Origin of the sequence: [Empedobacter] haloabium (assembly GCA_008011715.2) — a bacterium.
Classification (GTDB): Bacteria; Pseudomonadota; Gammaproteobacteria; order Burkholderiales; family Burkholderiaceae_D; genus Rugamonas; species Rugamonas haloabia.
In genome coordinates, this window is the sequence record CP136508.1 from 2,182,849 (window position 1) to 2,208,476 (window position 25,628).

The 25,628-nt window shown below is 62.0% G+C and carries 17 protein-coding genes, 1 tRNA gene and 1 pseudogene; all 19 read left to right on the top strand.

Annotated elements, in window-relative coordinates:
* The first annotated feature begins 291 nt into the window (after positions 1 to 291).
* The 19 genes and pseudogenes from cysS to E7V67_009685 all read left to right on the top strand — a co-directional run bounded on the left by cysS (position 292) and on the right by E7V67_009685 (position 25,610).
* Positions 292 to 1,677, top strand: coding sequence for a cysteine--tRNA ligase (gene cysS, locus E7V67_009595; GenBank protein WUR15335.1), 1,386 nt, complete (start codon positions 292 to 294; stop codon positions 1,675 to 1,677).
* Positions 1,677 to 2,339 (top strand): DNA-3-methyladenine glycosylase, encoded by a 663-nt coding sequence (locus E7V67_009600; GenBank protein ID WUR15336.1) that lies wholly within the window; start codon positions 1,677 to 1,679, stop codon positions 2,337 to 2,339. Before cysS ends, E7V67_009600 begins: the two co-directional genes overlap by 1 nt.
* A 91-nt stretch (positions 2,340 to 2,430) precedes the next feature.
* The gene (locus E7V67_009605; GenBank protein ID WUR15337.1) at positions 2,431 to 3,405 is read left to right on the top strand and encodes an acetyl-CoA carboxylase carboxyltransferase subunit alpha; all 975 of its coding nucleotides are present in this window, start codon (positions 2,431 to 2,433) and stop codon (positions 3,403 to 3,405) included.
* 91 nt (positions 3,406 to 3,496) lie between these two features.
* Positions 3,497 to 4,867: a tRNA lysidine(34) synthetase TilS gene (tilS, locus tag E7V67_009610; protein WUR15338.1), complete on the top strand. Its 1,371-nt coding sequence runs from the start codon at positions 3,497 to 3,499 to the stop codon at positions 4,865 to 4,867.
* A 138-nt stretch (positions 4,868 to 5,005) separates the two neighbouring features.
* Complete coding sequence (locus tag E7V67_009615; protein WUR15339.1) at positions 5,006 to 6,253, top strand: aspartate kinase; 1,248 nt, start codon at positions 5,006 to 5,008, stop codon at positions 6,251 to 6,253.
* Between the two features lie 118 nt (positions 6,254 to 6,371).
* Positions 6,372 to 6,464, top strand: a tRNA-Ser gene (locus E7V67_009620).
* A gap of 476 nt (positions 6,465 to 6,940) precedes the next feature.
* Positions 6,941 to 7,132 (top strand): hypothetical protein, encoded by a 192-nt coding sequence (locus E7V67_009625; protein ID WUR15340.1) that lies wholly within the window; start codon positions 6,941 to 6,943, stop codon positions 7,130 to 7,132.
* Positions 7,133 to 7,330: 198 nt separating this feature from the next.
* Positions 7,331 to 7,762, top strand: coding sequence for a hypothetical protein (locus tag E7V67_009630; protein ID WUR15341.1), 432 nt, complete (start codon positions 7,331 to 7,333; stop codon positions 7,760 to 7,762).
* A gap of 403 nt (positions 7,763 to 8,165) precedes the next feature.
* Positions 8,166 to 8,756, top strand: coding sequence for a hypothetical protein (locus E7V67_009635; GenBank protein ID WUR15342.1), 591 nt, complete (start codon positions 8,166 to 8,168; stop codon positions 8,754 to 8,756).
* Between the two features lie 752 nt (positions 8,757 to 9,508).
* Complete coding sequence (locus tag E7V67_009640) at positions 9,509 to 10,534, top strand: HOASN domain-containing protein (GenBank protein WUR15343.1); 1,026 nt, start codon at positions 9,509 to 9,511, stop codon at positions 10,532 to 10,534.
* Between the two features lie 36 nt (positions 10,535 to 10,570).
* The gene (locus E7V67_009645; protein WUR15344.1) at positions 10,571 to 11,554 is read left to right on the top strand and encodes an HOASN domain-containing protein; all 984 of its coding nucleotides are present in this window, start codon (positions 10,571 to 10,573) and stop codon (positions 11,552 to 11,554) included.
* Positions 11,555 to 11,585: 31 nt separating this feature from the next.
* Complete coding sequence (gene purB / locus E7V67_009650; protein WUR15345.1) at positions 11,586 to 13,007, top strand: adenylosuccinate lyase; 1,422 nt, start codon at positions 11,586 to 11,588, stop codon at positions 13,005 to 13,007.
* A complete protein-coding gene (locus tag E7V67_009655; protein ID WUR15346.1) occupies positions 13,004 to 14,464 on the top strand; it encodes an adenylosuccinate lyase family protein in 1,461 nt (486 codons plus the stop codon). The genes purB and E7V67_009655 overlap by 4 nt, the downstream gene beginning before the upstream one ends.
* Positions 14,465 to 14,509: 45 nt before the next feature.
* Positions 14,510 to 15,583: a class I SAM-dependent methyltransferase gene (locus E7V67_009660; GenBank protein ID WUR15347.1), complete on the top strand. Its 1,074-nt coding sequence runs from the start codon at positions 14,510 to 14,512 to the stop codon at positions 15,581 to 15,583.
* 394 nt (positions 15,584 to 15,977) lie between these two features.
* A complete protein-coding gene (gene cueR / locus E7V67_009665; GenBank protein ID WUR16254.1) occupies positions 15,978 to 16,451 on the top strand; it encodes a Cu(I)-responsive transcriptional regulator in 474 nt (157 codons plus the stop codon).
* Positions 16,452 to 17,133: 682 nt separating this feature from the next.
* The gene (locus E7V67_009670; GenBank protein ID WUR15348.1) at positions 17,134 to 18,309 is read left to right on the top strand and encodes an efflux RND transporter periplasmic adaptor subunit; all 1,176 of its coding nucleotides are present in this window, start codon (positions 17,134 to 17,136) and stop codon (positions 18,307 to 18,309) included.
* Positions 18,306 to 21,498 (top strand): annotated as a pseudogene (locus E7V67_009675) (multidrug efflux RND transporter permease subunit). The gene E7V67_009670 and the pseudogene E7V67_009675 overlap by 4 nt, the downstream one beginning before the upstream one ends.
* Positions 21,495 to 22,967 (top strand): TolC family protein, encoded by a 1,473-nt coding sequence (locus E7V67_009680; protein ID WUR15349.1) that lies wholly within the window; start codon positions 21,495 to 21,497, stop codon positions 22,965 to 22,967. Before E7V67_009675 ends, E7V67_009680 begins: the two are co-directional and overlap by 4 nt.
* Positions 22,968 to 23,045: 78 nt before the next feature.
* Positions 23,046 to 25,610, top strand: coding sequence for a heavy metal translocating P-type ATPase (locus E7V67_009685; protein ID WUR15350.1), 2,565 nt, complete (start codon positions 23,046 to 23,048; stop codon positions 25,608 to 25,610).
* The last annotated feature ends 18 nt before the right edge of the window (positions 25,611 to 25,628 follow it).

The window sequence follows — 25,628 nt, forward strand, 5'->3', positions numbered from 1 at the left end:
TTAGCACGCATGTTCTTTTACTTTCCTGAAGGTTGTAGTTTAGGCCAGCGGCATTTTATCAATGCTATACTTGGCGACGGCTTCCATTCTAGACCGTCTCGGATGGAAACCAGAACCATGTAAAAGCACACGGGCACCGGGTGCCCGGGCAAGACAAAAAACGATCAGGTCCGCACGTCCCAGGGAGGAGTGCCGGAACGCTGGCGCCAGGCAGGCGCGGCATCCAGATGCCGGCGCCCGGTCGGCGCTGGTGGGCCGGAACGTGGCGGACCACAGCACAATAAGAGTCCGATGAGCAATTTGAAGATCTACAACACGCTGGCACGCGAGAAGCAGGCATTCGTACCGATCGAACCGGGCAAGGTCCGCATGTATGTCTGCGGCATGACGGTGTACGACTACTGCCACGTGGGCCATGGCCGCATGATGATGGCGTTCGACGTCATCTACCGCTGGCTGAAGGCATCGGGCTACGACGTGCGCTACGTGCGCAACGTGACGGACATCGACGACAAGATCATCCGCCGCGCCGTCGAGAACAACGAATCGATCCACTCGCTGACCTCGCGCTTCGAGCGCTACATGGACGAGGACACCCAGGCGCTGGGCATCCTGCCGCCGACGGACGTGCCGCACGCGACCGACTACGTGCCGCAGATGCTGTCGATTATCGAGCAGCTGGAGGCGAAGGGCCTGGCGTACCAGGGCGAGGACGGCGACGTCAACTACGCGGTGCGCGGCTTCGAGGGCTACGGCAAGCTGTCCGGCAAGTCGCTGGACGACCTGCGTGCCGGCGAGCGCGTGGACGTCAACACGGGCAAGCGCGACCCGCTCGACTTCGTGCTGTGGAAGGCTTCCAAGGAATCCGAGCCGGCCGAAGTGAAATGGGATTCGAAGTGGGGCAAGGGCCGCCCCGGCTGGCATATCGAGTGCTCCGCGATGTCCTGCGCCACGCTGGGCGAGCACTTCGACATCCATGGCGGCGGCGCCGACCTGCAGTTCCCGCACCACGAGAACGAGATCGCCCAGTCCGAGGGCGCGTTCGGCCATCCGATGGCCAACTACTGGCTGCACAACGGCTTCATCCGCGTCGACAACGAGAAGATGTCCAAGTCCCTGGGCAATTTCTTCACGATCCGCGACGTGCTGCAGAAGTTCGATGCCGAAGTGGTGCGCTTCTTCATCCTGCGCGCCCACTACCGCAGCCCGCTGAACTACTCGGACGCGCACCTGGAAGACGCGCGCGGCGCGCTGACCCGCCTGTACACGGCGCTGGACGGCGTGGAAGGCGATGGCCAGCCGCTGGACTGGAACGAGGAGAATGCGAAGAAGTTCGCCGAGGCGATGGACGACGATTTCAACACGCCGATCGCCGTCTCCGTGCTGTTCGACCTGGCTTCCGAAGTGAACAAGTCGAAGTCGCCCGTGGCCGTGCGCCAGCTGAAGGGGCTGGCCGGCGTCATCGGCTTGTTGGAGCGCAGCCCGCAGGCATTCCTGCAGGCCGGCGCCACGGACGCGATCGGCGAGGCGATCATCCTGGAAGCCATCGCCGCGCGCGCCGCGGCCAAGAAGGCGCGCGACTTCGCCCAGTCCGACAAGATCCGCGCCGACCTGCTGGCGCAAGGCATCGTCCTCGAGGACAAGCCGGACGGCACGACGAACTGGCGCCGCGCATAATGGTGCTGCAGTCCAGGGACAAGACGGATGCCGGCGGCCGGCAGATGGCGGTGCCGCCCTACTGGGAGGAGGCCAAGGCCGAGCTGATGCGGCGCGACCGCATCATGAACAAGCTCATTCCGCAGTTCGGCGACCTGCACCTGGTCGGGCACGACGACCCGTTCACGACCCTGGCCCGTTCCATCGTCAACCAGCAGGTGACGCCGAAGGCCGCCAACGCGGCCTGGCAGAAGCTGTTGGACGCCTGTCCGAAATTCACGCCGGCGCTCGTCATCAAGGCGGGCGCCGCGCAGCTGGCCGCCTGCGGCCTGTCCAAGCGCAAGACCGAATACATCCTCGACCTGGCCGACAACTTCAAGGCCAGGAAGGTGCATGCCGGCGAGTGGCACCAGATGGACGACGAGGCCGTCATCGCCGAACTGGTGCAGATCCGCGGCATCACGCGCTGGACGGCCGAGATGTTCCTGATCTTTAACCTGTTGCGGCCGAACGTGCTGCCACTGGACGACCCGCGCCTGATCGCGGGCATCAGCCATAATTATTTTTCCGGCGAGCCCGTCTCGCGCAGCGATGCGCGCGAAGTGGCAGCCAACTGGGAACCGTTCCGCACCGTCGCCACGTGGTACCTGTGGCGCAGCCTGGACCCGGTGCCGCCGCCGTGATGCGGCAGCTTTGTCCGGTAGAATAAACACAACCGAACCCACGCAGCCTGGCCACATGCCGCCGCACGGGGACCATACTCTCGGAGGACCAATGACCAAAACTACTTTCCTCAATTTTGAACAGCCGATCGCGGAACTGGATTCCAAAATTGAAGAGCTGCGTTTCGTCCAGGACGATTCGGCCGTCGACATCTCGGAAGAGATCGACCGGCTGGCCAAGAAGAGCCAGCAGCTGACCAAGGACATCTACGCCAAGCTGACGCCATGGCAGGTCGCGCAGATCGCGCGCCATCCGCAGCGGCCGTACACGATGGACTACGTCAACGAGATCTTCACCGACTTCCACGAGCTGCATGGCGACCGCACCTACGCGGACGACCAGTCGATCGTCGGCGGCCTGGCGCGCTTCAACGGCCAGCCCTGCATGGTGATCGGCCACCAGAAGGGCCGCGACACGAAGGAGCGCGCGATGCGCAACTTCGGCATGCCGAAACCCGAAGGCTACCGTAAGGCGATGCGCCTGATGAAGGTGGCCGAGAAGTTCAACCTGCCGATCTTCACGTTCGTCGACACGCCCGGCGCCTTCCCCGGCATCGACGCGGAAGAGCGCGGCCAGTCCGAGGCCATCGGCCACAACCTGTACGTGATGGCGGAGCTGAAGGTGCCGCTGATCGCCACGATCATCGGCGAAGGCGGTTCCGGCGGCGCGCTGGCGATCGCCGTGGGCGACGCCGTGTTGATGCTGCAGTACGCCACCTACTCCGTGATCTCGCCGGAAGGCTGCGCGTCGATCCTGTGGAAGACCTCCGAGCGCGCCGCCGAGGCGGCCGAGGCGCTGGGCCTGACGGCGCACCGCCTGAAGGCGATGGGCCTGATCGACAAGATCGTCAACGAACCGCTGGGCGGCGCGCACCGCGATCCGAAGGAAATGGCGCGGCTGTTGAAGCGCGCGCTGGCCGACTCGCTGCGCCAGTTCCAGGGCATGAAGACCAAGGAACTGCTGGAGAACCGCCACAAGAAGCTGCTCAGCTACGGCAAGTTCAAGGAAACCACGCCGCAGGAATAAACCAGCGTTGCAGCAAAATCGGGGACAGACCCCATTTTTCGGGAAACATTGCCTGAAAAATGGGGTCTGTCCCTATTTTTATGGGTAACACATGAAGTCACGTCACACCAGCCTTTCCGACCTGTTTTCCACGGCCGTCGCGGCACTCCCGGGCAACGGCCCACTCGCCATCGCCTACAGCGGCGGCCTCGATTCGACGGCACTGCTGCATCTGGCGCAAGCGCTGCAACGGCCGCTGTACGCCTTCCACATCCACCACGGCCTGAGCGCCAACGCCGACGCCTGGGAAGCGCACTGCGCGGCCGAGTGCGCGCGCCTGGGCGTGACGTTCGCGGCGCGCCGCGTCACGGTAGCCGCGGACGGCACGGGCACCGAGGCGTCCGCGCGCATGGCCCGTTACGCCGCGCTGGGCGAGTTGTGCCGCGCGCATGGCGTGACGACCCTCTTGACGGCCCATCACCTGGATGACCAGGCCGAGACGATCCTGCTGCAGCTGGCGCGCGGCGCCGGGCCGGCGGGGCTGTCCGGCATGGACGCCTTCAACACGGCGCCAGGCCTGCTGGGCAGCGCCGACATCGTGCTGGCGCGCCCGCTGCTGCAGGCGTCGCGCCAACAGCTGGAGGACTACGTGCGCCAGCACGGCCTGGCCCACATCGACGACGAATCGAACGACGACACCCGCTACGCCCGCAACGCGCTGCGCCACACCGTGATGCCGGCGCTGGCGGCCGCGTTCCCCGGCTACCAGCAGCGCTTCGCCCGCAGCGCGGCGCATGCGCAGTCGGCCCAGCGGCTGCTGACGCAACTGGCGGCGCAGGACCTGCAGGCGTGCGAGCGCGACGGCGGCATCGACGTCGAAGCCTTGCGTGCGCTGGACGAAGACCGGCGCAACAACCTGCTGCGCCACTGGTTCGGTGTGTGCGGCATCCGCATTCCATCGGCCAGCTGGCTGGCCGAGATGACGGCGCAGCTGCTGGAAGCGCGCGAGGATGCCAACCTGCTGGTCACGCACCCCGACCGCGAAGTGCGGCGCTACCGCGGCCGCCTGTACCTGGCGCCCAAGCAGCGCGCGCTGGCCGGCACGCGCGAGGACATTTTCGAGGAAGCGCCGTTCCAGCATTTCCGCTGGCTGGGCGAGGCGTCGATCGCCTTCCCGGATTACGGCGGCAGCTTGCATTTCGACCGTGCGGAAGAGGGCTGCGCGCCCGAGTGGCTGCAGGCGCAGCTGCTGACGATCTCGTTCCGCCGAGGTGGCGAGCGGCTGAAGCTGGCGCCGAACCGCCCCACGCGCGGCCTGAAGCAGCATTACCAGGCATTGGATATCCCCGCGTGGGACCGCACCCGCCTGCCTGTGGTGGGCATCCCGGGGCAGACGGTGTTCGCTGCCGGGATCGGCATGGACTGCCGAAACGTTGTGCAGGGGCGGAACGATTTGATCGTCTTGCGCTGGATGGCCGAATAAGATTTGCCGGCGGGGCGTTTTTTCGCATGAGCTTATGCCTGAACTGTATGAGCTCCTTGGTTTTTTGACTTGTCCTTTTGCATTGCAGCATGTAGAGTAAAGGGCTCCCTTACTTCAACCGAGTGGAAAACGCAAGTTATGGCTTTAATCGTTCACAAATACGGCGGTACGTCGATGGGTTCGACGGACCGTATCAAGAACGTCGCGCGCCGGGTCGCCAAGTGGCACGACGCGGGACACCAGATCGTCGTGGTCCCGTCCGCGATGTCCGGCGAGACGAACCGCCTGATCGCGCTGGCCAAGGAAATCCAGAATCCGCCCGACCCGCGTGAACTGGACATGATCGCCTCGACGGGCGAGCAGGTCTCGGTGGGCCTGCTGTCGATGGCGCTGCAGGCGATCGGCAAGGATGCCGTGTCCTACGCCGGCTGGCAGGTGGGCATCAAGACCGACTCCGCGTTTACCAAGGCCCGCATCCAGTCGATCGACGACGCGCGCGTGCGCAAGGACCTCGAAGCAGGCAAGATCGTCGTCATCACGGGCTTCCAGGGCGTGGACGAGAACGACAACATCGCCACGCTGGGCCGCGGCGGTTCCGACACCTCGGCCGTGGCGATCGCCGCCGCGCTGAAGGCGGACGAGTGCCTGATCTACACGGACGTGGACGGCGTCTACACGACCGACCCGCGCGTGGTGTCGGAAGCCCGTCGCCTGAAGGCGATCACGTTCGAGGAGATGCTGGAACTGGCGTCGCTGGGCTCGAAAGTGCTGCAGACCCGCTCGGTGGAATTCGCCGGCAACTACCGCGTGCCGACGCGCGTGCTGTCGTCGCTGACCGACCCCCTGATGGACCTGGCCGAGGAAGCCAGCTCGGGAACCCTGATTTCGTTTGAGGAAGACACCAATATGGAACAAGCAGTCATCTCCGGCATCGCCTTCAACCGCGACGAAGCCAAAATCTCCGTCATGGGCGTGGCCGACCGTCCGGGCGTGGCGTACCACATCCTGGGCCCGGTCGCGGATGCGAACATCGAAGTGGACATGATCATCCAGAACCAGTCGGTGGAAGGCAAGACGGACTTCACGTTCACGGTCTCGCGCAACGACTACAACAAGGCCCTGGAAGCGCTGAATTCGCAGAAGGAAGCGATCGGCTACGCCACGCTGATCGGCGATGCGAAAGTGTCGAAGATCTCGGTGGTGGGCGTGGGCATGCGCAGCCATGTGGGCGTGGCGTCCGACATGTTCCGCACGCTGGCGGAAGAGGGCATCAACATCATGATGATCTCGACGTCGGAGATCAAGATTTCCGTCCTGATCGACGAGAAATACATGGAGCTGGCCGTGCGCGCGCTGCACAAGGCGTTCGAACTGGAAAAAGAGTAAATATTTCAAAAAAAAACCGCCGATTTCCTTGACCAAAGTGGGCCTGGCAATTACTATGGCGGTCGTCTGATGTGACGCAGAAATGTAGAGCAAAAGACGATAGTTGAGCGATCGACTAGGAGACGTGGCCGAGTGGCCGAAGGCACTTCCCTGCTAAGGAAGCATACGGGCAAAACCTGTATCGTGGGTTCGAATCCCACCGTCTCCGCCAAGCATTTTTAAAAAGCCCTTGAGATTCAAGGGCTTTTTTCATTTCTGTGCCTGTGCGCCGATCCATACCCACAAGGCTACCCACAAACCGTTCGACGCTGTATCCGGCTGTGGATGGCTCTCTGTCGAAAGGGCACAGGCCGACCGGCTGCTTCAACTTGCGAGCCGCCCAGGCTCCAAAGGCCCGTCCGTACTCCAGTGCTGGGCAGGGGGCGAATTGACCATCGTGCGACGGTATGTTTCGGCTGGTGCATGCAATGCTATCGGCCTAGCATGCTCCTGAGCCGTCCCACCGGTTGCTCTAAGGCCTGCGGCGTAGCGGCCGTGTGTAAAGGCCCTGGGCCCGAAAACTGTATAAATCGTATGTAGGGTTTCGCGGCTGCTGGGGGGGCGATGGCTGCGTCGCGCAAGGGGCGCGATGACACCCCTTGCGCGTGCGCGAAGGTGACAAGTAAGGCTCCACTGGATTCGAGCGAAATGATCGACTTCACGATATCAACACCGACAGAAGCGGACGCCGTTATTGCCCTTCGCGATGCGCTGCAAAAGATCAGCCGTGCACAGGAAGTGTGCGAGCGCGCCGGATTTGGGTGCCTCGTGCTGATGCCCTTGTCGGAATCGCAGCGGGAGCTGCAGTATGCTCTCGACACCGCGTTAGGCCGCAACTGAACGACCCTGCGACCTACGTATATGGGCCGTTTGCGGAGGACGGGCCAGACGCACCGCTACATTGTTGGCACTATCGGAACTGCTGACAGAGCGGATGTGTCACTGACTGCAGCATGGCTTCAACAGTCACGGGGTAATGGAATCAACTTGGTGCTGCACAGCACCCCGCGATGGCCGGTAGCCAAGCTTGGAGCAATCATGGACACATTGGATGCATGCTGGTTCCTCATGCTGTTTGCCGCCGCCGTGGCCTGCGACATTCGGTTCGTCATCCGCCAACGACAAAGGCCGGACGAGGATCATACCGACCTGTGGTTCTGGGCCGGCGTCTTTGGTACAGGTAGTTTGTATTTTGCATGGCCTGTCGTGGCCGTGCTGTATGACGCCGTCGCAATGTTTGTACCTTCCCCCGCCAATGCGATGCACACGCCTACCACCGTCTTGGTAGTTGGAGTAGTTCTGGTAGCTTATCTGGCGACCCTCATTCACGTGCCAGCCCAGCTGTATCATTGGCTGACTTCTCGTGTCCGTCTGGCGTCGGTCCGGGCAGCGCGTGCAGGTCAAAGTACAAGGCAACGGGACACGGCCGCAGGCGCGCGGTGGTTTCCACTCCGGCGCCGACCTGATTGACAGGGCGTCAGTCTCGCCGGCCGCGCCACTAGACCTTGTTTGACGAACACCTCCGCACTACCGGTGCTGCTCGGGTATTCCTAGTTTCAAGATTGTTGTTGTGTGTCCGAGCAGTATTCATATCTTGCCGTCTGGGGCTCGCCAGTGCCCCGGGAAGTCGGCGCGCTGGCATCGGCGAATACTTCCCATATTGGGTGGCCGCCAGTCAGCCTATAGCATGCGGCATCGAATACATGCGCAAGTGTCCAGTGCGCTAGCTTCGTCCAAGCTTGTCCCAAGCCTTGGCAACTTCGAGAAAAACCTCAAAGTGTAGTTACTTAAATCTTCTATCGATATTTGTATTTCTTCTTTTGCCACCAATAAGCCGGTATGATTGTAGGTACAGCTATCTTTTAGGATGACTATGAACGCACTCGAATTTTCGGAACGAGCACCGGGCCCGAGTAGCCAACCAGGAATGACTGGGATTATAGGGCTGGAAGAAAAAACCATCTTTTCTGATCCACATCACCTTGCAGCTTGGGTGAACAAATATTTCCTGGTAGATATTTGCCTGGAGCGGGATCGTCAGCTACTGCCGGTCGCGGAAATTTGCAAGCTGTTAGATCTTACAGCGGAGCAGCTCGAACCTTGTGCTCGCGAATATGCCTTGTTGCGAATCGCCGGCGTTGCGTCGTTCATCAAGAGCGCCTATGACGATGTGTTCTGGTCACGCTTCCACATCGATATTGTGAGGTTGCTTACCAAAAAACTCTGCGAACTTGAAAGTCAAGAACAAAGCAATGAAATTTCCATGGTGTTGGATCGTTATGTCCAATGCATGGTCCTCAAACAATGGGATGAATGCTCTGAGATCTATCTGTTGCGGATATTTGAAAATAGAGAGCTGGTGACTCGTATGTCAAAAACGGGCATAGGCGATATTGCAGCAGATGAGATAATAAATGCATACAGCATAATGCAGGACGCGTTTATGATCGCGCTTCACCCATAGCGCAACGGTGGCCTATTACGGTCACTCTTACAATGGGCATGTGGCGCACCAAGCCTGAATCCGTGGGCCGGAACCATTTTTCCATTATCCGCATATTCTCTGCATGCCAAGAATGGCTGGAGCGATTGGCGTCGCGGTCGGAGTAAGCTAGGGGCCGCGAAACCCACTGCGCCGCAACGCCCAAGGGCGAGCGTTTCTGCTCAGGCTTGCTGGGGGCGGCTCGTGCACAGTCACATCCTCTCCTCGTGTTACGCGAGAAGAGAATCGTTCGGCTCTCCTCACGGCCCCCGTATGGCTATGAGCAGTACAGCACGAGGTGCACGTACAGACGCCTACTCATTGCAGTTAATCAATTAGGCTTTCAATTTACCGCTCAGGTAGGAGGCAGTGTCGCCGCCACCTTCGCGCGCCACATACAAATGCAATTCTAGGTCCCGCAAGTGCGTTGCATTTCGAAAGTGCCGCTTCTGTATCAGCCCTGCCACCTTAGATCAGTGATCGAAAAATAATTTCGGACGTTTGTTGACCTTACCATTTGGGAAGGTTTAGCCTTGTTCAAAGATAAATAGAGCGCATAACGAGGCGCGGGCGAAACGCACGTCAATTCTGGCTTGCATCGAAAGGCCATTCGATTTGGCGTCTCATCGCTAGAAGTGCCTGGAGAACGCACTTTTGACCGTCTCTCCTTCTAGGGCCGCCTTGAATGTCGATTCTATTCATCATTAAAAATCTTCGTCGCTAAAGGGGTTTTCATGAGTAAAGTCCATAAAGAACAGGAGACAGGCGGTATGGCACTTCACGCCGTCCAGGCAGGAACGCCAACGCAGGATGCAGCTGGATTGCTGGCTGCGGCGCTGAAGCCAGGCGCGGATTATTCACAGGTCGTCAATGCCGTGGAGGCCGTGCTCCAGTGCACCCAGAGAGGCCTTGCCGGGGACGCGGCATCCTATGCGCAATACCAGTCATTGCTACTTGAGCTGCATCTGCCGGGCGAGCCACGTACGGAGCCGACCCGTCGCTGGATGGCAAGCCAGATATACCTGGTGGAAGACAAGTTCGCACCTGAGCTTCCCAATTTCACCGCACTGCCGGTAGACCAGTTTCGGGAGAGGGTGGATGCCGAGATCGCGGCCCGTACTCGCGTGAAGCATCCGATGTCGGTCCATCTATTCGAGGGGACGCCACCGCTGCGGGACGTCCGGTTCTTCCTGCAACATCATTGGACACGTTCATACAACTTCTACAGCCTGCTTGCGGAACTAGCGTTCCGCTTCGAAGCTATCGAAGACGCTTCGGTGTTCTATCGCAACCTGTATGGCGAAGCCGGTGCAGAGAGTCCCGACCGGTCGCACCCGGCGCTGCTTGCGCACCTGATGACGTATTTCGACATCCCGCTAAGTATCGATTTTGCGCGGCTCGATCCACTCGAGAAAGCCTATCTGAACAATCGAATTCGCTGTGTTCGCCATACGGACGTGGCTTGGGGCTTGGCACTGCTATACGCCGTGGAGTCGGTAAGTTGCGTGAACCATCGCCGCATCTATGAGTTGCTGCAGCGTTTGGACGTGCCGGCCGAGCCAAGCGAGTTTCACCGGCTGCATGGCACCCAGGACGAAATCGACACTGAAGAAATGTGGAATCTCATTGCGAAGCTGGCGCCGGGCGAATCGTTCCAGCGCATGTTCATGCAGTCGCTGGTACGCCACTTCGACATCAACAAAGCCTACTTCGACATGTTGTGGCAGGAAATGCAAGGCCAAGCCATCCAGAACGCTTGATCTACTCAGCAGACCAACCGAAAAGGGATACGCATAATGATTACTCGAAACTTCTCTCTACATCAGCTGCAGCAACTCGAAACCCCTGCCGCGCGCGTCGTCGCCGGGGCACTTGCGCCCAACGCCAGTCCTGCACAGATCGACGGCGCCATCAGGGCGCTAACGGAACTGACCGAGTCCGCGCACAAGGGCAGCGCGGGCGCGTTCACCGAATACCAGCAACTGCTGTACATCCTTTCGCTAAGCGACGACGTATCCACATCGCTGACTCGCCGGTGGTTGTCGAATGCGATCTATAAAGTTGAAGAGCGTTACATCCCGGCCGCGGACATCCACACGCCATTGTCCGAGTCACAGTTCCAGCAGCGGCTCGAACTGGCCATCTCCTCACAGTCGCGCGAGACACACCCGATGTCGCAATATGTATTTGCAGGGAAGGCGTCACGCGCGCAGCTTCAGGTTTTCCTGCGACACCAATGGATGCGCACGTTCCGTCTCTATCGCGACGCGGCGGATCTGCTGGTGAATCTTGTCGATGTCGACGAGGCCGCAGCGCTGAGCCGCTATCTCTACGGCGAACTGGGCGAAGAAGACGAAACACGTTCGCACCCGCGCCTGCTGGGCAAACTGCTCAAAGCCGTAGGCCTTGATGAAGACTTCCAAGCTGTCACTACGATGCCGGAGGAGATCGCTTATCTGAATAACCGCGCACGCAGCTTCCGAAATCCCGACGTCGGGTGGGGCCTGGCAGTGTTCTACGTCACCGAACTCGTTGTTCCGCGCAATCACGAAAAGCTGTATCAGGCGCTGCTGCAGGCGGGCGTGAGCGAGGATGCCGCCGAGTACTACAAAATTCACATCAGCCTCGTGCCGCCGCGAGCAAAGCGCGAGTGGCAGCTGATCTCGCGTCGCATTTCTGATCGCGCGTTCCAGGAATCGTTCCTGACGTCGCTAGCCCAGCATTTCCGTGTCGAGACAGCGTACTTCGACGCTGTGTGGCAAGAAATGCAGAGCGTTTAACCGCGCGGACAGGTCAAGCGGAGCCTTGAGTATGCCAACTCATATAACGGAATCTCGCATCCACGGGGGCGCTTACTCCGCCCCCGACTTTGCCGCGATCTTCTCCGACTCCAACCAGGTGCAAAAATGGCTCGACGTTGAAGTGGCGCTGGCCGCGACCCAGGCGGATCTGGGTATCGTTCCGAACGACGCAGCACTGGAAGTGGCCCGCGTAGCCCGGGTGGAACTATTCGATCTTGAAGCGTTGGGCCGTGAAAGCGTTGCGACGGGACATGTCCTTGTTCCCACTATCCGGGCACTGGCCAGACTATGCGCAAATGGCTGGGGTGAATACGTCCATTACGGCGTGACGACGCAGGACATTCTCGACACGGGCTTGGTCCTGCAGATCAAGGAGGCCTGGACCCTTGTCCTTGCCCGGCTGCATTCGATCCGCAGCCATCTGGTGACGCTGGCACGGCGCCATCGGCACACACCGATGGTCGCGCGCACGCATGGCCAGCAAGCGTTGCCGACCACGTTCGGCTACAAGGTCGCGATCTGGATTGACGAAATAGATCGACACTTCGAGCGTTTCAGTGAGGCGCGTGCCCGGGTAATGGTCGGCAATCTAACCGGGGCAGTCGGCACAATGGCGTCATTCGGTCGGCCGGGCTTCGACATCCAGCAGCGAACACTGTCCAGGCTTGGCCTCAACGTTCCGCTGACCAGTTGGCACTCTGCGCGCGACCGTATTCTGGAGGCAGCGTGGCTGATGGTTCAGACTTCGGTCACGCTGGGCAGGATGGCGAACGAGGTCTACCAGTTGCAGCGCAGTGAGATCGACGAGGTTCGCGAGGGGTTCCGACCTGGGCATGTGGGAAGCAGCACGATGCCGCACAAGCAGAATCCATCGACCGTCGATCTGATCAGTGCATTATCCCGCATGGTCCGGGCACAGATGGTCGCGCTCACGGACGCGGCATTCCAGCAGCACGAGCGCGACGGCACGACCTGGCGCATCGAGTGGGCTGCGTTGCCCGAGCTCTTCATCTATGCCGGCGCGCTGCTGTCCCGGATGGACGAGGTTCTGGCTGCCGGACTTGAAATCCGGGAGGACCGGATGCGCCAGAACCTGGACTTGTCGGGCGGTTTGATCATGTCTGAACGGGTCATGCTGGCGCTGAGCTCCAAGCTTGGCAAGCAGACCGCACACGAGCTCCTGCACGACGTAGCCCAGCAAGCGCGCCGAGACGATATGTCGTTCCGGGAAGCCTTGCTCAACGCTGGACGTCTGTCCGAATGCATCACGCGCGAGGAGCTCGCAAGTCTGCTCGACCCACTTAGCTATGTCGGGCTGGCAGCGGACATGGTCGATCTGGTGATACACAAGGGTGTACGTAACGTCTCGAAGGAGCCGGTAGCAATGGAAACAACTTCCGAACAGCCGCAGCTTGCAAAAGAGGAGACATGATGAATCCGCAGTCTTCAGGAATTACCGTTCATTCGCTCTTCAAAGGGCATCCGAAAGAAAGCAGGGCCTTTCAACCCAGCCCTAGGGACTGTTTGCATGAGCACAGCCATATCCTCGACTCCAAGATACACGGCGGTGGATATGCGGGGCCAATATCGAGAAGGATCTTCTGCAGCCATTGCCGCCTGCAGCGTTGGCTGGACGTCGAGGCCGCACTCGCCTTGGCTCAAGCTGACCTCGACATCATCCCGCGGCAGGCCGCGTTCGAGATTGAACGCGCCGCGAAGCTCTCGGCCATCGATTTGGACAGTGTCGCGGAAGGGGTGGCGGAAACCGGGCATTCGCTGATGCCTCTGCTGAGTGCGTTGAAGGCAAACTGTAGCGCGAGCGCCAGCGAATTTATCCACTATGGCGCGACGACCCAGGACATCCAAGACACCGCCCAGTCGCTCGAGATGCGCGACGTGCTCGATGCAATGGATGACGCACTGGATGTTCTGTTGCAGCGGCTCGCGGTGTTAGCACGCGCGCACGGCAACTCGCTGATGGTCGCCAGGACGCATTCGATTCCAGCCTTGCCCACCACGTTCGCACTGAAGGTGGCGGGCTGGATCGACGAACTCCTGCGCCACCGTGAACGCCTCGCAGAGGTGCGGCAGCGGGTACTCGTGGCCCAGTTGTTCGGGGGCGTTGGCACGATGGCGGCCTTCGGCAGCCAGGCCATGCTGCTGCTGGAAGGGTTCGCACGCAGGTTGAACCTGCAGGTGCCACTGGCGGGGTGGCACGTGGCGCGCGATCGCGTTGCGGAATTCGTCAGCACGCTGGCAATGGCCACTGCGTCGCTGGCGCGCGTGGCTGACGAGATCCGCACCCTGAACCGCTGGGAGATCGGAGAGGTCGAGGTAGGCTGGTCCGCTCAGCAGATCGGCAGCAGCACGATGCCTCATAAGCGCAATCCCGAAGGATGCGAGCAGGTCGTCGTCCTCGCGCGACTGGCGAAAACGCAAGTCATGCTCGCCCTGGATGCCATGATACTGGAGCATGAGCGCGACTATCGCGGAACCCGCCTGGAGTGGTGCGCCGTTGCCGATGTCTCGCACTACGCGCTGATGGCGATCTCGCTGGTCACGGACACGATCGGCCAGCTAACGGTCAACGACAAGAAGATGGAAGGAAACGCCCGCGCTTTTGCCGATTCCATCTGCACTGAGGCACTCGTGTTCGAGATGGCAAAAAAGCTCGGCAAGAGCAGTGCGTACGAGATTGTTTTTGAAATCAGCCAGGCATGTCAGCGCGATCGGGTGTCGATCCGCGATGCCATCGAGTCCGATCCCCGGGTTACCGCCGTCATGGAGAAGGAAGCCTTGGCCCGCCTGTTCGAGCCGAGGTCGCACCTCGGCATGTCGGAAAAGATCGTTGACAACGTGCTCACCAAGGTGGGTTGCCGTCATCAATGAGTTACCACCGCGTTACGCGGCCAACTGAAAACAATGGAGACGAAAATGTCAGAAACCACCACGATGGATGCAACGAAAGTAGAACAGTTTTCCGTACGAATCATGGAGGACTACGGCAATACGCTACGGGGCGCAATGCTCTATATCGGCGACCAACTGGGCTTGTTCAAAGCGCTCGCGCACAGCGAATGGGTGACCCTGGACGAGTTGGCACGGCAGACCGGCTTCAATGCCCGCTATCTGCGCGAATGGCTCGGCGCCATGGTCACCGGCAGCTACGTCACATACGATCGCGAGACCAGACGCTATCGGATGCCTGCCGAATTCGTCCCAGTGCTCGCCGACGAAGATTCGCCCTATTTCGCTGGCGGGATCATGCAGCTGAGCGTGCCCTTTGTAAGCATGGCCCCGAGGGTCATCGAAGCCTTCCGCAACGGAGGCGGCTGCCCTGAGGAAGCGTTCCCGATCGAGACCTGGCAAGGTATGGAACGGATGACGATGCCGTGGTATAAAAATTTTCTTGTGCAGCACTGGATTCCGTCGCTCGATGGCGTGAAGGAGAAGCTCGAAGCCGGTGGCAGCGTGTTGGATTTCGGTTGCGGCAGCGGCCTGGCAGCGATCACGATGGCCAAGGCATTCCCACGGGCGCGTATCGTTGGCTGTGACTTCCATCCTCCTTCGATCGAGCGGGCACGCGCGAACGCCGTCGCCGCCGGGGTAGGCGATCGGGTGACATTCGAGGTCAGCGACTCAGACGCCATCGTCGGCAAGAAGTTCGACTTCGTGACCACTTTCGTGGTGATCCATGATGCAACGGATCCTCAGCAAATGTTGAAGGACCTGCGCGCTTCGACTGCGGACGACGGCACCTATCTCATGGTGGAGCTTAACCTGTCGGAAGAGCTCCACGAAAACATGAATCTGTTCGGCCGTGTGATGTATCCGCAGAGTACGCTTTACTGCATGACGTGCTCGCTATCGCATGGCGGTGCGGGACTGGGGGCCTTCATGGGCGAAAAGCGTGCACGCCAGATGGCCGAGGTCGCAGGGTTCAGCCGCTTCCGCAAGGTGCCGTCCGATCGCCCTCCAATGCCGGCGTTGTTCGAGCTGCGGCCTTAAGGTAATTCGGTCCGGCATTGCAATGTCATGCGATGCCGGACCTTGGCAAGAGGCGCTACTGTCATCCTTGCCGGTGCTTGGGCACCTGTACAATCTGACAGGTTTACGAATAAGGCGTCTCGACGCATCATCGCTTCGGCTTGCATCGCGCCATCGACTTCCGGCACGGGCAGGTGCATGTTTGCGCTTGCGCTGCACCGGCTCATATGTGGTGACGCAGGCCTGCGGAGCGGGACCATGGGTAAGCTGTCGAGCGACTGGAGAATCGCTGCGCGTCCGACCAGCGAGGGTTTCTGCTTCGCGGCACTCACGCTGAGGTGTACCTGGTCATTGCAGCACAGCTTCGTGCCAATGCTACAGGTGGTATCTGGTGAATCGTTCAAGAGGAGGAATGATGAATATCGGTCAGGTGGCCAAGTCTTCCGGGGTCTCTGCGAAGATGATCCGCTACTACGAACAAATCGGCCTGATTCCGAAGGCCAACCGCTCCGATGCGGGGTACCGCAGCTACAGCTCGTCAGACGCCCACGCTCTCTATTTCATTCGCCGCGCCCGCGACCTGGGGTTCTCCGTCGAGCAGATATCGGAACTGCTGGCATTATGGCGCGACCGCGAACGCGCGAGCGCGGATGTCAAGGCAATGGCGCTCACGCACGTCGCAGGCTTGAAGAGCAAGATCGCGGAATTGCAAACGATGGTGCATACACTGGAAAAGCTGGCCGATACCTGTAGCGGCGACGACTGTCCAAATTGCCCTATCATCGAGGAGCTGGCGGAGCGCGCTGTCGCCCCGTCCACGCCGCGGCTGCCTCCGATTCCAAAGGCCAAGCCATGGCCTGTAGGCGAGATGGCGACCGAAGGCCGGTGAGTTCAATTGCACGACAAATCCAGAGCTGAAACCGTACCGCGTGGCGGTTCCGGGGGCTGTCTTGCAGGCGATTCAGTGAGAAGGCACCGCAATTTGCATATCGCTTCGCGGACTGAGCCGAACGCGCAAGGCACGCTTTAACTACCGATCAATTCCTGGGCGAGCTTGCGTCGCGCAATCGACGCCGGTGCCACTTTTGTAGTACCCGTGGCCGCTATGGCTTTGCACCGGGCGGTTCGGCAAATCGTTCATGGTTGGTACCCTCGTTCGTGCTCGCACTGCGCGGATGAGGGCACCATAATCGTCGCGGCCTGATTCCAGGCTCGCCGGCCGAGGACGACGACGGCGAACACGAGAGTCGCAACGATACGTGCCGCATCCGCATGGCTGCATCGCCGCTGCTATCGCGACAGTCGGCTATGTCATCCCCTCCATCACTCCAATCGATCAGTGCGATTGGCCGCATTCGCTTCTCAACGTTGTGTCGCATAAGGTGCTCGCAGCACCGCATCGAGGGACCTGCGTCCTGAGTGGGACGTCGACGTACGCCTGCCTCCAGCTCGGCGAGGGTAGGCCACTCAATTTAATAAATGCTTGACTTTCCAAACGTGGCAAGTCCGATAACTACGGTATTGCTGCTTTGCCTGCACAGACCAAGTCGACTCCACTCGTGAAAGGAAAAATGATGGAAGTCAAGCCTATATGCCTTATCGCTGCGGCGCTCGGCGTGGCGCTCGCCACGACCGGATGTAAGGACTCCGCGCGCGCCGCCACCGCTCCCGCATCCCAGCCGCCCGGCGTACCGGTGGCCGAAGTACTCGCGCGACCGGTAACGCCGTTTGTCGAGTACACCGGTTCGTTGACTGCGGTCAAGCGGGTCGAACTGCGTTCGCGGGTGGCCGGGTATATACAGGAAGTAAGTGTTCCCGAGGGTCAATATGTGAAGAAAGGCCATGGCTTGTTCCTGATTGACCCGCGCCCGTTCCAAGCCGCACTGGCCGCGGCGAAAGCGCGTCTACAAGAGGCCGAGGCCGCATCAGCGCTCGCACGGGAGGACTACAAGCGAGCCGAACAGCTGTTTGCGCAAAAAATCGTCGCGCGCGCCAAGTTGGATACCGCGACCGCGTCCCTGAACGCGAGCAAAGCACAGGTCGAAGCCGCGAAGGCGGCGCTCGACGCCGCGAACCTGGATCTGTCCTTCACGCGCGTTACCGCGCCGATCAGCGGACGCGTCGGGCATGCCGCCGTCACCGAGGGGAACTATGTCGCCAGCGGTGCGACGCCGCTCACCACGATCGTCTCGATCGACCCGATCCACGTGTACTTCGACGTGGATGAGCGCACGTATCTGCGCTCGCTGGCCACGGCACGCGACAGCGCGGGCGGGCGGGGAACCGCGACGGCAAACGTCAAGGTTGGACTCCTCACCGACCAGGCGTATTCCCGCAGTGGCCGTATCGATTTCGTCTCGAACAGTGCGGATCGCGGCACCGGAACCGTACGCCTGCGTGCCGTGGTCGATAATCCCGACGGGCACCTGACCCCGGGGCTGTTTGCCAAGGTTCGACTGGAGACCGGTGCGCCACAGACCAGGATACTCGTCTCCGACCAGTCCATCGGGACCGACCAGGGCCGGCGCTACGTGCTCGTCGTTGGCAAATCGAACAAGGCCGAATTTCGTCCTGTCGAGCTTGGGCCGGTGGTCGATGGACTGCGAGTGGTCGAGCAAGGACTGAACCCTGGCGAGCGCATCGTCGTCAAGGGACTGGTTCGGCCGGGAATGGTTGTCACGCCGCTGTCGGCGGCGATCGACGGCACGCCGATCACGCTCGCCCAGGCAGCCGGAGTGCCGCAATGACGTTCCCGCGCTTCTTCATCGATCGGCCGATCTTTGCGATCGTGCTTTCCGTCCTGACCGTGATCGCCGGCACGGTGGCGTTCTTCCGACTTCCTCTTAGCGAGTACCCGTCTGTTACACCTCCGACGGTTCAGGTGACCGCGTCGTATCCAGGCGCCAACCCCAAGGTGATCGCCGAAACGGTCGCGGCACCACTCGAGCAGGCGATTACCGGTGTCGAAGGCATGTTGTACATGTCGTCGCAATCGGCTACCGACGGCCGCATGATCCTGACCGTCACGTTCGCACAGGGGACCAACGCCGACATGGCGCAGATCCAGGTGCAGAACCGGGTGGCGCGCGCGCTGCCGCGCCTGCCGGAGGAAGTCCAGCGCCAGGGTGTCGTCACGCAGAAGACGTCGCCCGATATCCTGATGGTGGTGCACCTGCTGTCGCCCGACAAGCGCTACGATCCCTTGTACATTTCGAACTACGCGTACCTGCAGGTACGCGATGAGCTATCGCGTATTCCCGGGGTCAGCGACGTGCTGGTCTGGGGCGCCGGCGAATACAGCATGCGGCTCTGGCTCGATCCCGATCTGATCGCAGCGAGAGGGCTCACGGCGGGCGATGTCATTGCCGCGGTTCGCGAGCAGAACGTTCAGGTCGCCGCAGGCTCCGTTGGCCAGGCTCCCAACTCGAACGCCGCGTTCCAGGTGACAGTGAATACGCTTGGCCGCCTGACCGACGAACAACAGTTCGGCGACATCATCGTCCGCGCAGGCAGCGACGGCCAGGTGACGCGGCTGCGTGATGTTGCGCGCATCGAGATGGGCGCTGACGCCTATGCGCTGCGCAGCCTGCTCGACGGCGAGCCGGCTGTCGCGCTGCAGATCATTCAAAGCCCGGGCGCCAACGCACTCGACGTAGCGCAAGCGGTAAGGGAAACGATGCAGCGCCTCGGCGCCAAGTTCCCCGCCGGTCTCAGTTCACGCATCGCCTACGACCCGACGGTATTCGTGCGTGCCTCGCTCCAGTCAGTGGCGGCCACTCTGCTCGAGGCAATCGTGCTGGTCGTCGTCGTCGTCGTGCTGTTCCTGCGGAACTGGCGGGCGTCGCTGATTCCCCTGATGGCAGTACCTGTATCGCTGATCGGGACGTTCGCCGTCATGCACGTGATGGGCTTTTCGCTCAACACCCTGTCGCTGTTCGGCCTGGTGCTTTCCATTGGCATCGTCGTCGACGACGCGATCGTGGTGGTCGAGAACGTCGAACGCCATATCGAGCAGGGGAAAGCGCCACTGCTGGCCGCGAAGCACGCGATGGACGAGGTCACTGGTCCGATCATCGCGATCACCTCGGTGCTCGCGGCCGTCTTTATCCCGACCGCGTTCCTGAGCGGCCTGCAGGGGGAGTTCTATCGCCAGTTCGCGCTGACGATCGCTATCTCGACCATCCTGTCGGCGCTCAATTCGCTTACGCTCAGTCCCGCGCTGGCAGGCTTGTTGCTGCGTCCGCGCCCGCCCGCCCGGGAGACCGACTCGCACGGCCTGCGCGGCCGTGCGGGCCGTTTGCTGGCGGCGTTCAGCCGGCCGTTCGGGCGCGCGCCGGGCGCTTACGGCAATGCGGTCCGCAAGGTGATCGGCGCCAGCGGCTTGGCCCTGCTGCTGTATGGTGGGCTGCTCGCGCTGACTTACCTCGGATTCAGAGCCGTGCCGCCGGGCTTCGTGCCAATGCAGGACAAATATTATCTGGTCGGGATTGCTCAACTGCCCAACGGTGCGTCGCTGGAGCGGACCGACGCCGTCGCCAGGCAGATGTCCAGGATCGCGCTTGCCGAGCCCGGTGTCGAAAGCGTCGTTGCCTTCCCGGGCCTGTCGATCAACGGCTTCGTCAACGTTCCGAACGCCGCGGTAATGTTCGTGATGCTCGATCCATTCGAGGCGCGCGCGACACCCGACCTGGGTGCGACCGCGATCGCGGGACGCCTGCAGGCGAAGTTCGCCAACATACCCGACGGCTTCCTCGGCGTGTTTCCGCCCCCGCCGGTGCCCGGCCTGGGCGCAACCGGTGGGTTCAAGCTGCTGGTCGAGGATCGTGGCGGCGCCGGACTCGATGCCCTGGTTCAGCAAGTCCAGACGCTGATGGCAAAGGCCACCGAGTCCGGGCAGGTGGCCGGATTGATGACCAGCTTCGACGTCAATGCACCGCAGCTCGACGTAGCGGTCGACCGTACGCAGGTCAAGGCGCAGGGCGTCCGTCTTGCGGACGTCTTCGAGTCGCTCCAGGTCTATCTCGGCTCACTCTACGTCAACGACTTCAACCGGTTTGGCCGCACCTACAAGGTGACGGCGCAAGCCGATGCCGCGCACCGGATGGAGGCCGAGGCCATTGGCCGCCTGCAGGTACGCAACGGAGCGGGAGAAATGCTGCCACTGTCGTCGTTCGTCACCGTCACGCCGGGTTCCGGACCGGATCGCGTCATTCACTACAACGGCTACCCCGCCGCGGACATTTCGGGCGGTCCGAACCAGGGCGTCAGTTCAGGGCAAGCGGTAGCGGTCATGGAGCGTCTCGCCAAGGAAGTCCTGCCGGAAAGTATGAGCTTCGAATGGACCGATCTCACCTACCAGCAGAAGCTGGCCGGCGCCTCCGCGCTGTTCATCTTCCCGCTTTGCGTGCTGCTCGCCTATCTCATCCTCGCGGCGCAATACAACAGCTGGCTGTTGCCCCTGGCGGTCTTGCTGATCGTACCGATGTGCATGTTGAGCGCCATCCTCGGCGTCTGGCTGATGGGCGGCGACAACAATGTTTTTGTGCAGATCGGGCTGGTCGTGCTTGTCGGGCTGGCTGCCAAGAACGCGATTCTCATCGTCGAGTTTGCCCGTAACCGGGAGGCAGAAGGAGCAGGGCCGCTAGATGCGGTGTTGGAGGCTTGCCGGCTGCGCTTGCGACCTATTCTGATGACTTCGTTTGCCTTCATCGCTGGCGCCGTACCGCTCGTGTTGGCGGACGGTGCGGGCGCCGAGATGCGACAGGCCATGGGCTGTCTCTTATACACATATCGCTGTTTTCGCGGGGATGCTTGGCGTGACGGTGTTCGGACTATTTCTGACGCCGGTGTTCTACGTGGTCATGCGCCGGTCATCGGCTCGCGTGGCGCAGCGCGACGCGAGCGCTCGGCTGCACATGGAGGAGCGCACGTCATGAGAACACCCCGTCGAGTCCTTGTGCTTTTCCTGGCAACGCTGATCCTGGGCGGATGCGCGGCGGTTGGCCCCGATTACACGCCGCCTACGCTCGCCGCCTCGCAGATCCCCGCCAACTTCGGCACCGTCCCGCCCGGCCTGGATATGCGCACCGTCGAGGTGGCGTGGTGGCAAGCCTTCGACGATCCGGCACTGACCAGTCTTATCGAGCGGGCGCTTGCAGCAAACCACGACATTGGCATGGCCGCGGCACGCGTCGAGGAGGCGAGGGCGCTGGCGGGCGAGGCTCGCCAGGGCTTCTTGCCGCGTGGTGCTGTCGTGTTAGGCCATGAGAACCGCCGCCGCAGCGACGTCGAGCTTATGCCTGGTCAGCCAAGGCGGACCGAGACCTACCGTGGTGCGGTGGACGCATCGTGGGAGGTCGATCTGTTCGGCCGTATCCGTCGCTCGGTGGAAGCCGCCGAAGCGCTGGCGGGCTCCCGCGCGGCGCTGCTGCGCGGCGTGCAGGCAGGTATCGCTGCGTCCGTGGCGGCCACGTGGTTCGAGCTGCAGGGCATCGATGCCGAACTTGCAGTCGTGGTCGAGATCAGCGCAAGCCAGCGCGACAGCCTTGGCCTGGTCGAACGGCTGCTGCAAGCTGGCGCCGCCACCGAGTTCGATCGTCTCCGTGCCGAAGCGCTGTTGCGCGATGCCGAAGCGGTGGTTCCTGAACTGAAGCGTCGTCGTGCCGCGTCCGTCAATGCGCTGGCCGTTCTTCTGGGGGAAGCTCCACAAACGTTCCGAGCGCCGCCCGCCACCCCGGCCCGCGAGACGTTATCGCTGCGGACCATCGCCATAGGCGATCCTGTCGCGCTGATGACGCGGCGTGCCGATGTCGCGGCAGCCGAACGTGACCTTGCGGCAGCGACCGCCCGGATTGGTATCGAGACTGCTGGTCTGTATCCGGATGTCCAGGTGGAAGGATCGATCGGCCTCGTCGCAGGCAGCCTCGATGCCATAAGCGGCCGCGCCGTGTCCGGCTTGCTCGCGCCAGTCTTGCGCTGGTCATTTCTGGATAGCGGGCGCGTGCGAGCGCGGATCGCCGCCAGCGAGGCACGCGGCAGGGAGGCGTTGATCGCATACGAACAGACGGTGCTGCGCGCGCTGCAGGAGGCCGACGATGCATTCGAAGCCTACGGCGCGGCAGGCCGTACGCTGGAGCTGCGCTTGAGCGAGTCGGCTGCCAATCGCGAGGTGGCACGTCTGGCAAGGGCGCGCTTCTCGGCCGGGGAGGGCATTTATCTGGACGTCCTGGAGGCCGAGCGGTCCGATTTTGCCAGCCGGCGTGCGCTGGTGGCAGCTCGCACCCAGCAGCGCCTGGCTGTCGTCAGCATCCACAAGGCACTCGGCGGCGGCTGGGAGGCCTGCGCGCAGGCGGGACTGGACTGTAGTGGCGCCAGTGGCACTCCCAGCTGGCGCGCCCCGAACTAAATCGTCGACGGTGCTTGACCTTCCCACGGAGGGAAGCACCAGACTTCACCTTAACAAAAACACTCGAGGGAGAAAATCATGGCTTCCGTTCCTCAGCAAGCCGGACCATCCGTGTCATCCATCAATCGCTTCAGCTTGCCAATCGAAGGCATGACGTGCGCCTCGTGCGTGGGCCGTGTCGAGCGCGCTCTGGAAGCGGTTCCCGGCGTGCTGACTGCCGCGGTCAATCTCGCCACGGAGCGTGCCGACATCACGGTTGCAGGTGTGCCGGATCCCCAACTGGCGGTGCAGGCCATCGAGCAGGCAGGCTACGCCGTTCCCGAAGCGATCACGGAACTGGCGATCGAGGACATGACCTGCGCGTCGTGTGTAGGTCGGGTCGAGAAGGCCTTGGCACGCATCCCAGGCGTGCTCGAAGCCACGGTTAACCTGGCAACCGAGCGTGCACGAATCCGCCATCTTGACGGGGCTGTCTCCGTGGGCGACCTCGAGGCGGCTGTTGTACAGGCTGGCTACAAACCCCGCCGTCTTGGCGCCGCGACCGCAGCAGGCGACCAGGGCGCCGAGCGGCGCGACAGTGAAACCCGAGCACTACGACGTTCGTTGCTCATCGCGTCGGTCCTGACGCTACCCGTATTCATTCTCGAGATGGGGTCCCATCTCATCCCCGCCATGCACCATTGGGTGATGGGTACGCTGGGCGAACAGAGAAGCTGGTATTTACAGCTCGTGCTTGCCACGCTCGTGCTGTTCGGTCCCGGTCTGCGCTTCTTCCGCAAAGGGGTGCCAGCCTTGTTGCGGGGCGCACCCGACATGAACTCGCTGGTGGTGCTGGGCACCGCCGCTGCGTACGGTTTTTCGGTGGTCGCAACGTTCTTCCCGGAAGCGCTGCCGCCAGGCACCGCCAACGTCTATTTCGAAGCCAGCGTCGTCATCGTTACCCTGATCCTGCTCGGACGAACCCTGGAGGCAGGCGCAAAAGGGCGGACATCGCAGGCCATCAAGCGGCTGGTCGGGCTCCAGGCCAAGACCGCGCGTGTCGAGCGCAACGGGCAGTCGGTCGAGGTCGCGCTCGACGAGGTGGTGGCCGGCGACATCGTGTTCGTCCGACCAGGCGAGAAAATTCCAGTCGACGGAGAGGTGGTCGAAGGCGCGTCCTATATCGACGAGAGCATGATCACCGGCGAGCCCGTGCCCGTTTCGAAGGGGCCAGGCGCCGCCGTCGTTGGCGGAACGATCAACAAGAATGGCGCTTTCAGTTTCCGCGTCACCAGGATCGGCGGGGACACCGTGCTGGCGCAGATCATTCGCCTCGTCGAGGAGGCGCAGGGGTCCAAGTTGCCGATCCAGGCGCTGGTCGACAGGGTGACCATGTGGTTCGTTCCCGCCGTCATGGCCGCCGCAGCGTCGACCTTCGCAATCTGGCTGAGCGTAGGACCGCCCCCGGCGCTGACGTTCGCGCTGGTAGCCGGGGTTACGGTACTGATCATTGCGTGCCCATGTGCGATGGGGCTCGCCACGCCCACCTCGATCATGGTGGGCACGGGCCGAGCGGCTGAACTCGGTATTCTTTTCCGCAAGGGGGAAGCGCTGCAAGCGCTCCGTGACGTAGGCATGATTGCGCTCGACAAGACCGGTACGCTGACGAAAGGGCGTCCGGAGCTGACCGATCTCGTTCCAGCCGATGGGTTCGAATATGACCAGGTCCTGGCGCTCGTGGCCGCGGTGGAAGCTCGCTCCGAGCACCCGGTTGCCGAAGCCATCGTCGCCGAGGCTGGGCAACGTGGCATCACGCTCGCTCCGGTCGAGGGCTTCGATGCAACCCCCGGCTTCGGTGTATCGGCCAGGGTCGCCGGCCGGACGGTCGCCGTCGGCGCGAACCGTTACATGACGCGGCTCGGTCTCGATGTAAGCGGCTTCGTCCAGACGGCGCAGCGCCTGGGCGAGCAGGGCAAGAGCCCGTTGTATGCAGCGATCGACGGGCGGCTGGCGGCCGTGATCGCGGTTGCCGATCCCATCAAGGAAAGCACGCCTGCAGCGATCGAGGCCTTGCATGCGCTCGGACTCAAAGTCGCGATGATCACTGGCGACAACGTGGCGACTGCCACGGCAATCGCGAGGCAGCTCGGCATCGATGAAGTGGCCGCCGATGTTCTACCAGATGGCAAGGTCGCGGCGCTGAAACGCTTCCGCGCCAAGGGCGCGCGAGTCGCCTTCGTAGGCGACGGCATCAACGATGCGCCGGCACTTGCGGAAGCGGACGTCGGCCTTGCCATCGGTACCGGGACCGACGTGGCGATCGAGGCAGCCGACGTGGTCCTGATGTCGGGCGACCTGCTCGGTGTACCGAATGCGATCGCGCTCAGCCAGGCGACCATCCGCAACATCAAGCAGAACCTGTTCTGGGCGTTCGCTTACAACGCTGTGCTGATCCCTGTGGCAGCGGGTGCGCTTTACCCTGTCAACGGCACCTTGCTGTCGCCGGTGTTCGCCGCAGGCGCGATGGCGCTCTCCAGTGTCTTCGTCCTCGGGAACGCGCTGCGGCTCAAGCGGTTCCAAGCGCCGATGGCGGCCGATACCCAAGCTGGAACGCAGCCAAACGCGGAGCGCATGGTCACGTCACGCATGGCGCACGAGCACTGACGCCTGCGTACGGCAGTT

Bases quoted from the DNA above. Each gene is read 5' to 3' on its own strand.
- cysS (WUR15335.1), top strand. From the start codon at position 292: ATGAGCAATTTGAAGATCTACAACACGCTGGCACGCGAGAAGCAGGCA.
- E7V67_009600 (WUR15336.1), top strand. From the start codon at position 1,677: ATGGTGCTGCAGTCCAGGGACAAGACGGATGCCGGCGGCCGGCAGATG.
- E7V67_009605 (WUR15337.1), top strand. From the start codon at position 2,431: ATGACCAAAACTACTTTCCTCAATTTTGAACAGCCGATCGCGGAACTG.
- tilS (WUR15338.1), top strand. From the start codon at position 3,497: ATGAAGTCACGTCACACCAGCCTTTCCGACCTGTTTTCCACGGCCGTC.
- E7V67_009615 (WUR15339.1), top strand. From the start codon at position 5,006: ATGGCTTTAATCGTTCACAAATACGGCGGTACGTCGATGGGTTCGACG.
- E7V67_009625 (WUR15340.1), top strand. From the start codon at position 6,941: ATGATCGACTTCACGATATCAACACCGACAGAAGCGGACGCCGTTATT.
- E7V67_009630 (WUR15341.1), top strand. From the start codon at position 7,331: ATGGACACATTGGATGCATGCTGGTTCCTCATGCTGTTTGCCGCCGCC.
- E7V67_009635 (WUR15342.1), top strand. From the start codon at position 8,166: ATGAACGCACTCGAATTTTCGGAACGAGCACCGGGCCCGAGTAGCCAA.
- E7V67_009640 (WUR15343.1), top strand. From the start codon at position 9,509: ATGAGTAAAGTCCATAAAGAACAGGAGACAGGCGGTATGGCACTTCAC.
- E7V67_009645 (WUR15344.1), top strand. From the start codon at position 10,571: ATGATTACTCGAAACTTCTCTCTACATCAGCTGCAGCAACTCGAAACC.
- purB (WUR15345.1), top strand. From the start codon at position 11,586: ATGCCAACTCATATAACGGAATCTCGCATCCACGGGGGCGCTTACTCC.
- E7V67_009655 (WUR15346.1), top strand. From the start codon at position 13,004: ATGATGAATCCGCAGTCTTCAGGAATTACCGTTCATTCGCTCTTCAAA.
- E7V67_009660 (WUR15347.1), top strand. From the start codon at position 14,510: ATGTCAGAAACCACCACGATGGATGCAACGAAAGTAGAACAGTTTTCC.
- cueR (WUR16254.1), top strand. From the start codon at position 15,978: ATGAATATCGGTCAGGTGGCCAAGTCTTCCGGGGTCTCTGCGAAGATG.
- E7V67_009670 (WUR15348.1), top strand. From the start codon at position 17,134: ATGATGGAAGTCAAGCCTATATGCCTTATCGCTGCGGCGCTCGGCGTG.
- E7V67_009680 (WUR15349.1), top strand. From the start codon at position 21,495: ATGAGAACACCCCGTCGAGTCCTTGTGCTTTTCCTGGCAACGCTGATC.
- E7V67_009685 (WUR15350.1), top strand. From the start codon at position 23,046: ATGGCTTCCGTTCCTCAGCAAGCCGGACCATCCGTGTCATCCATCAAT.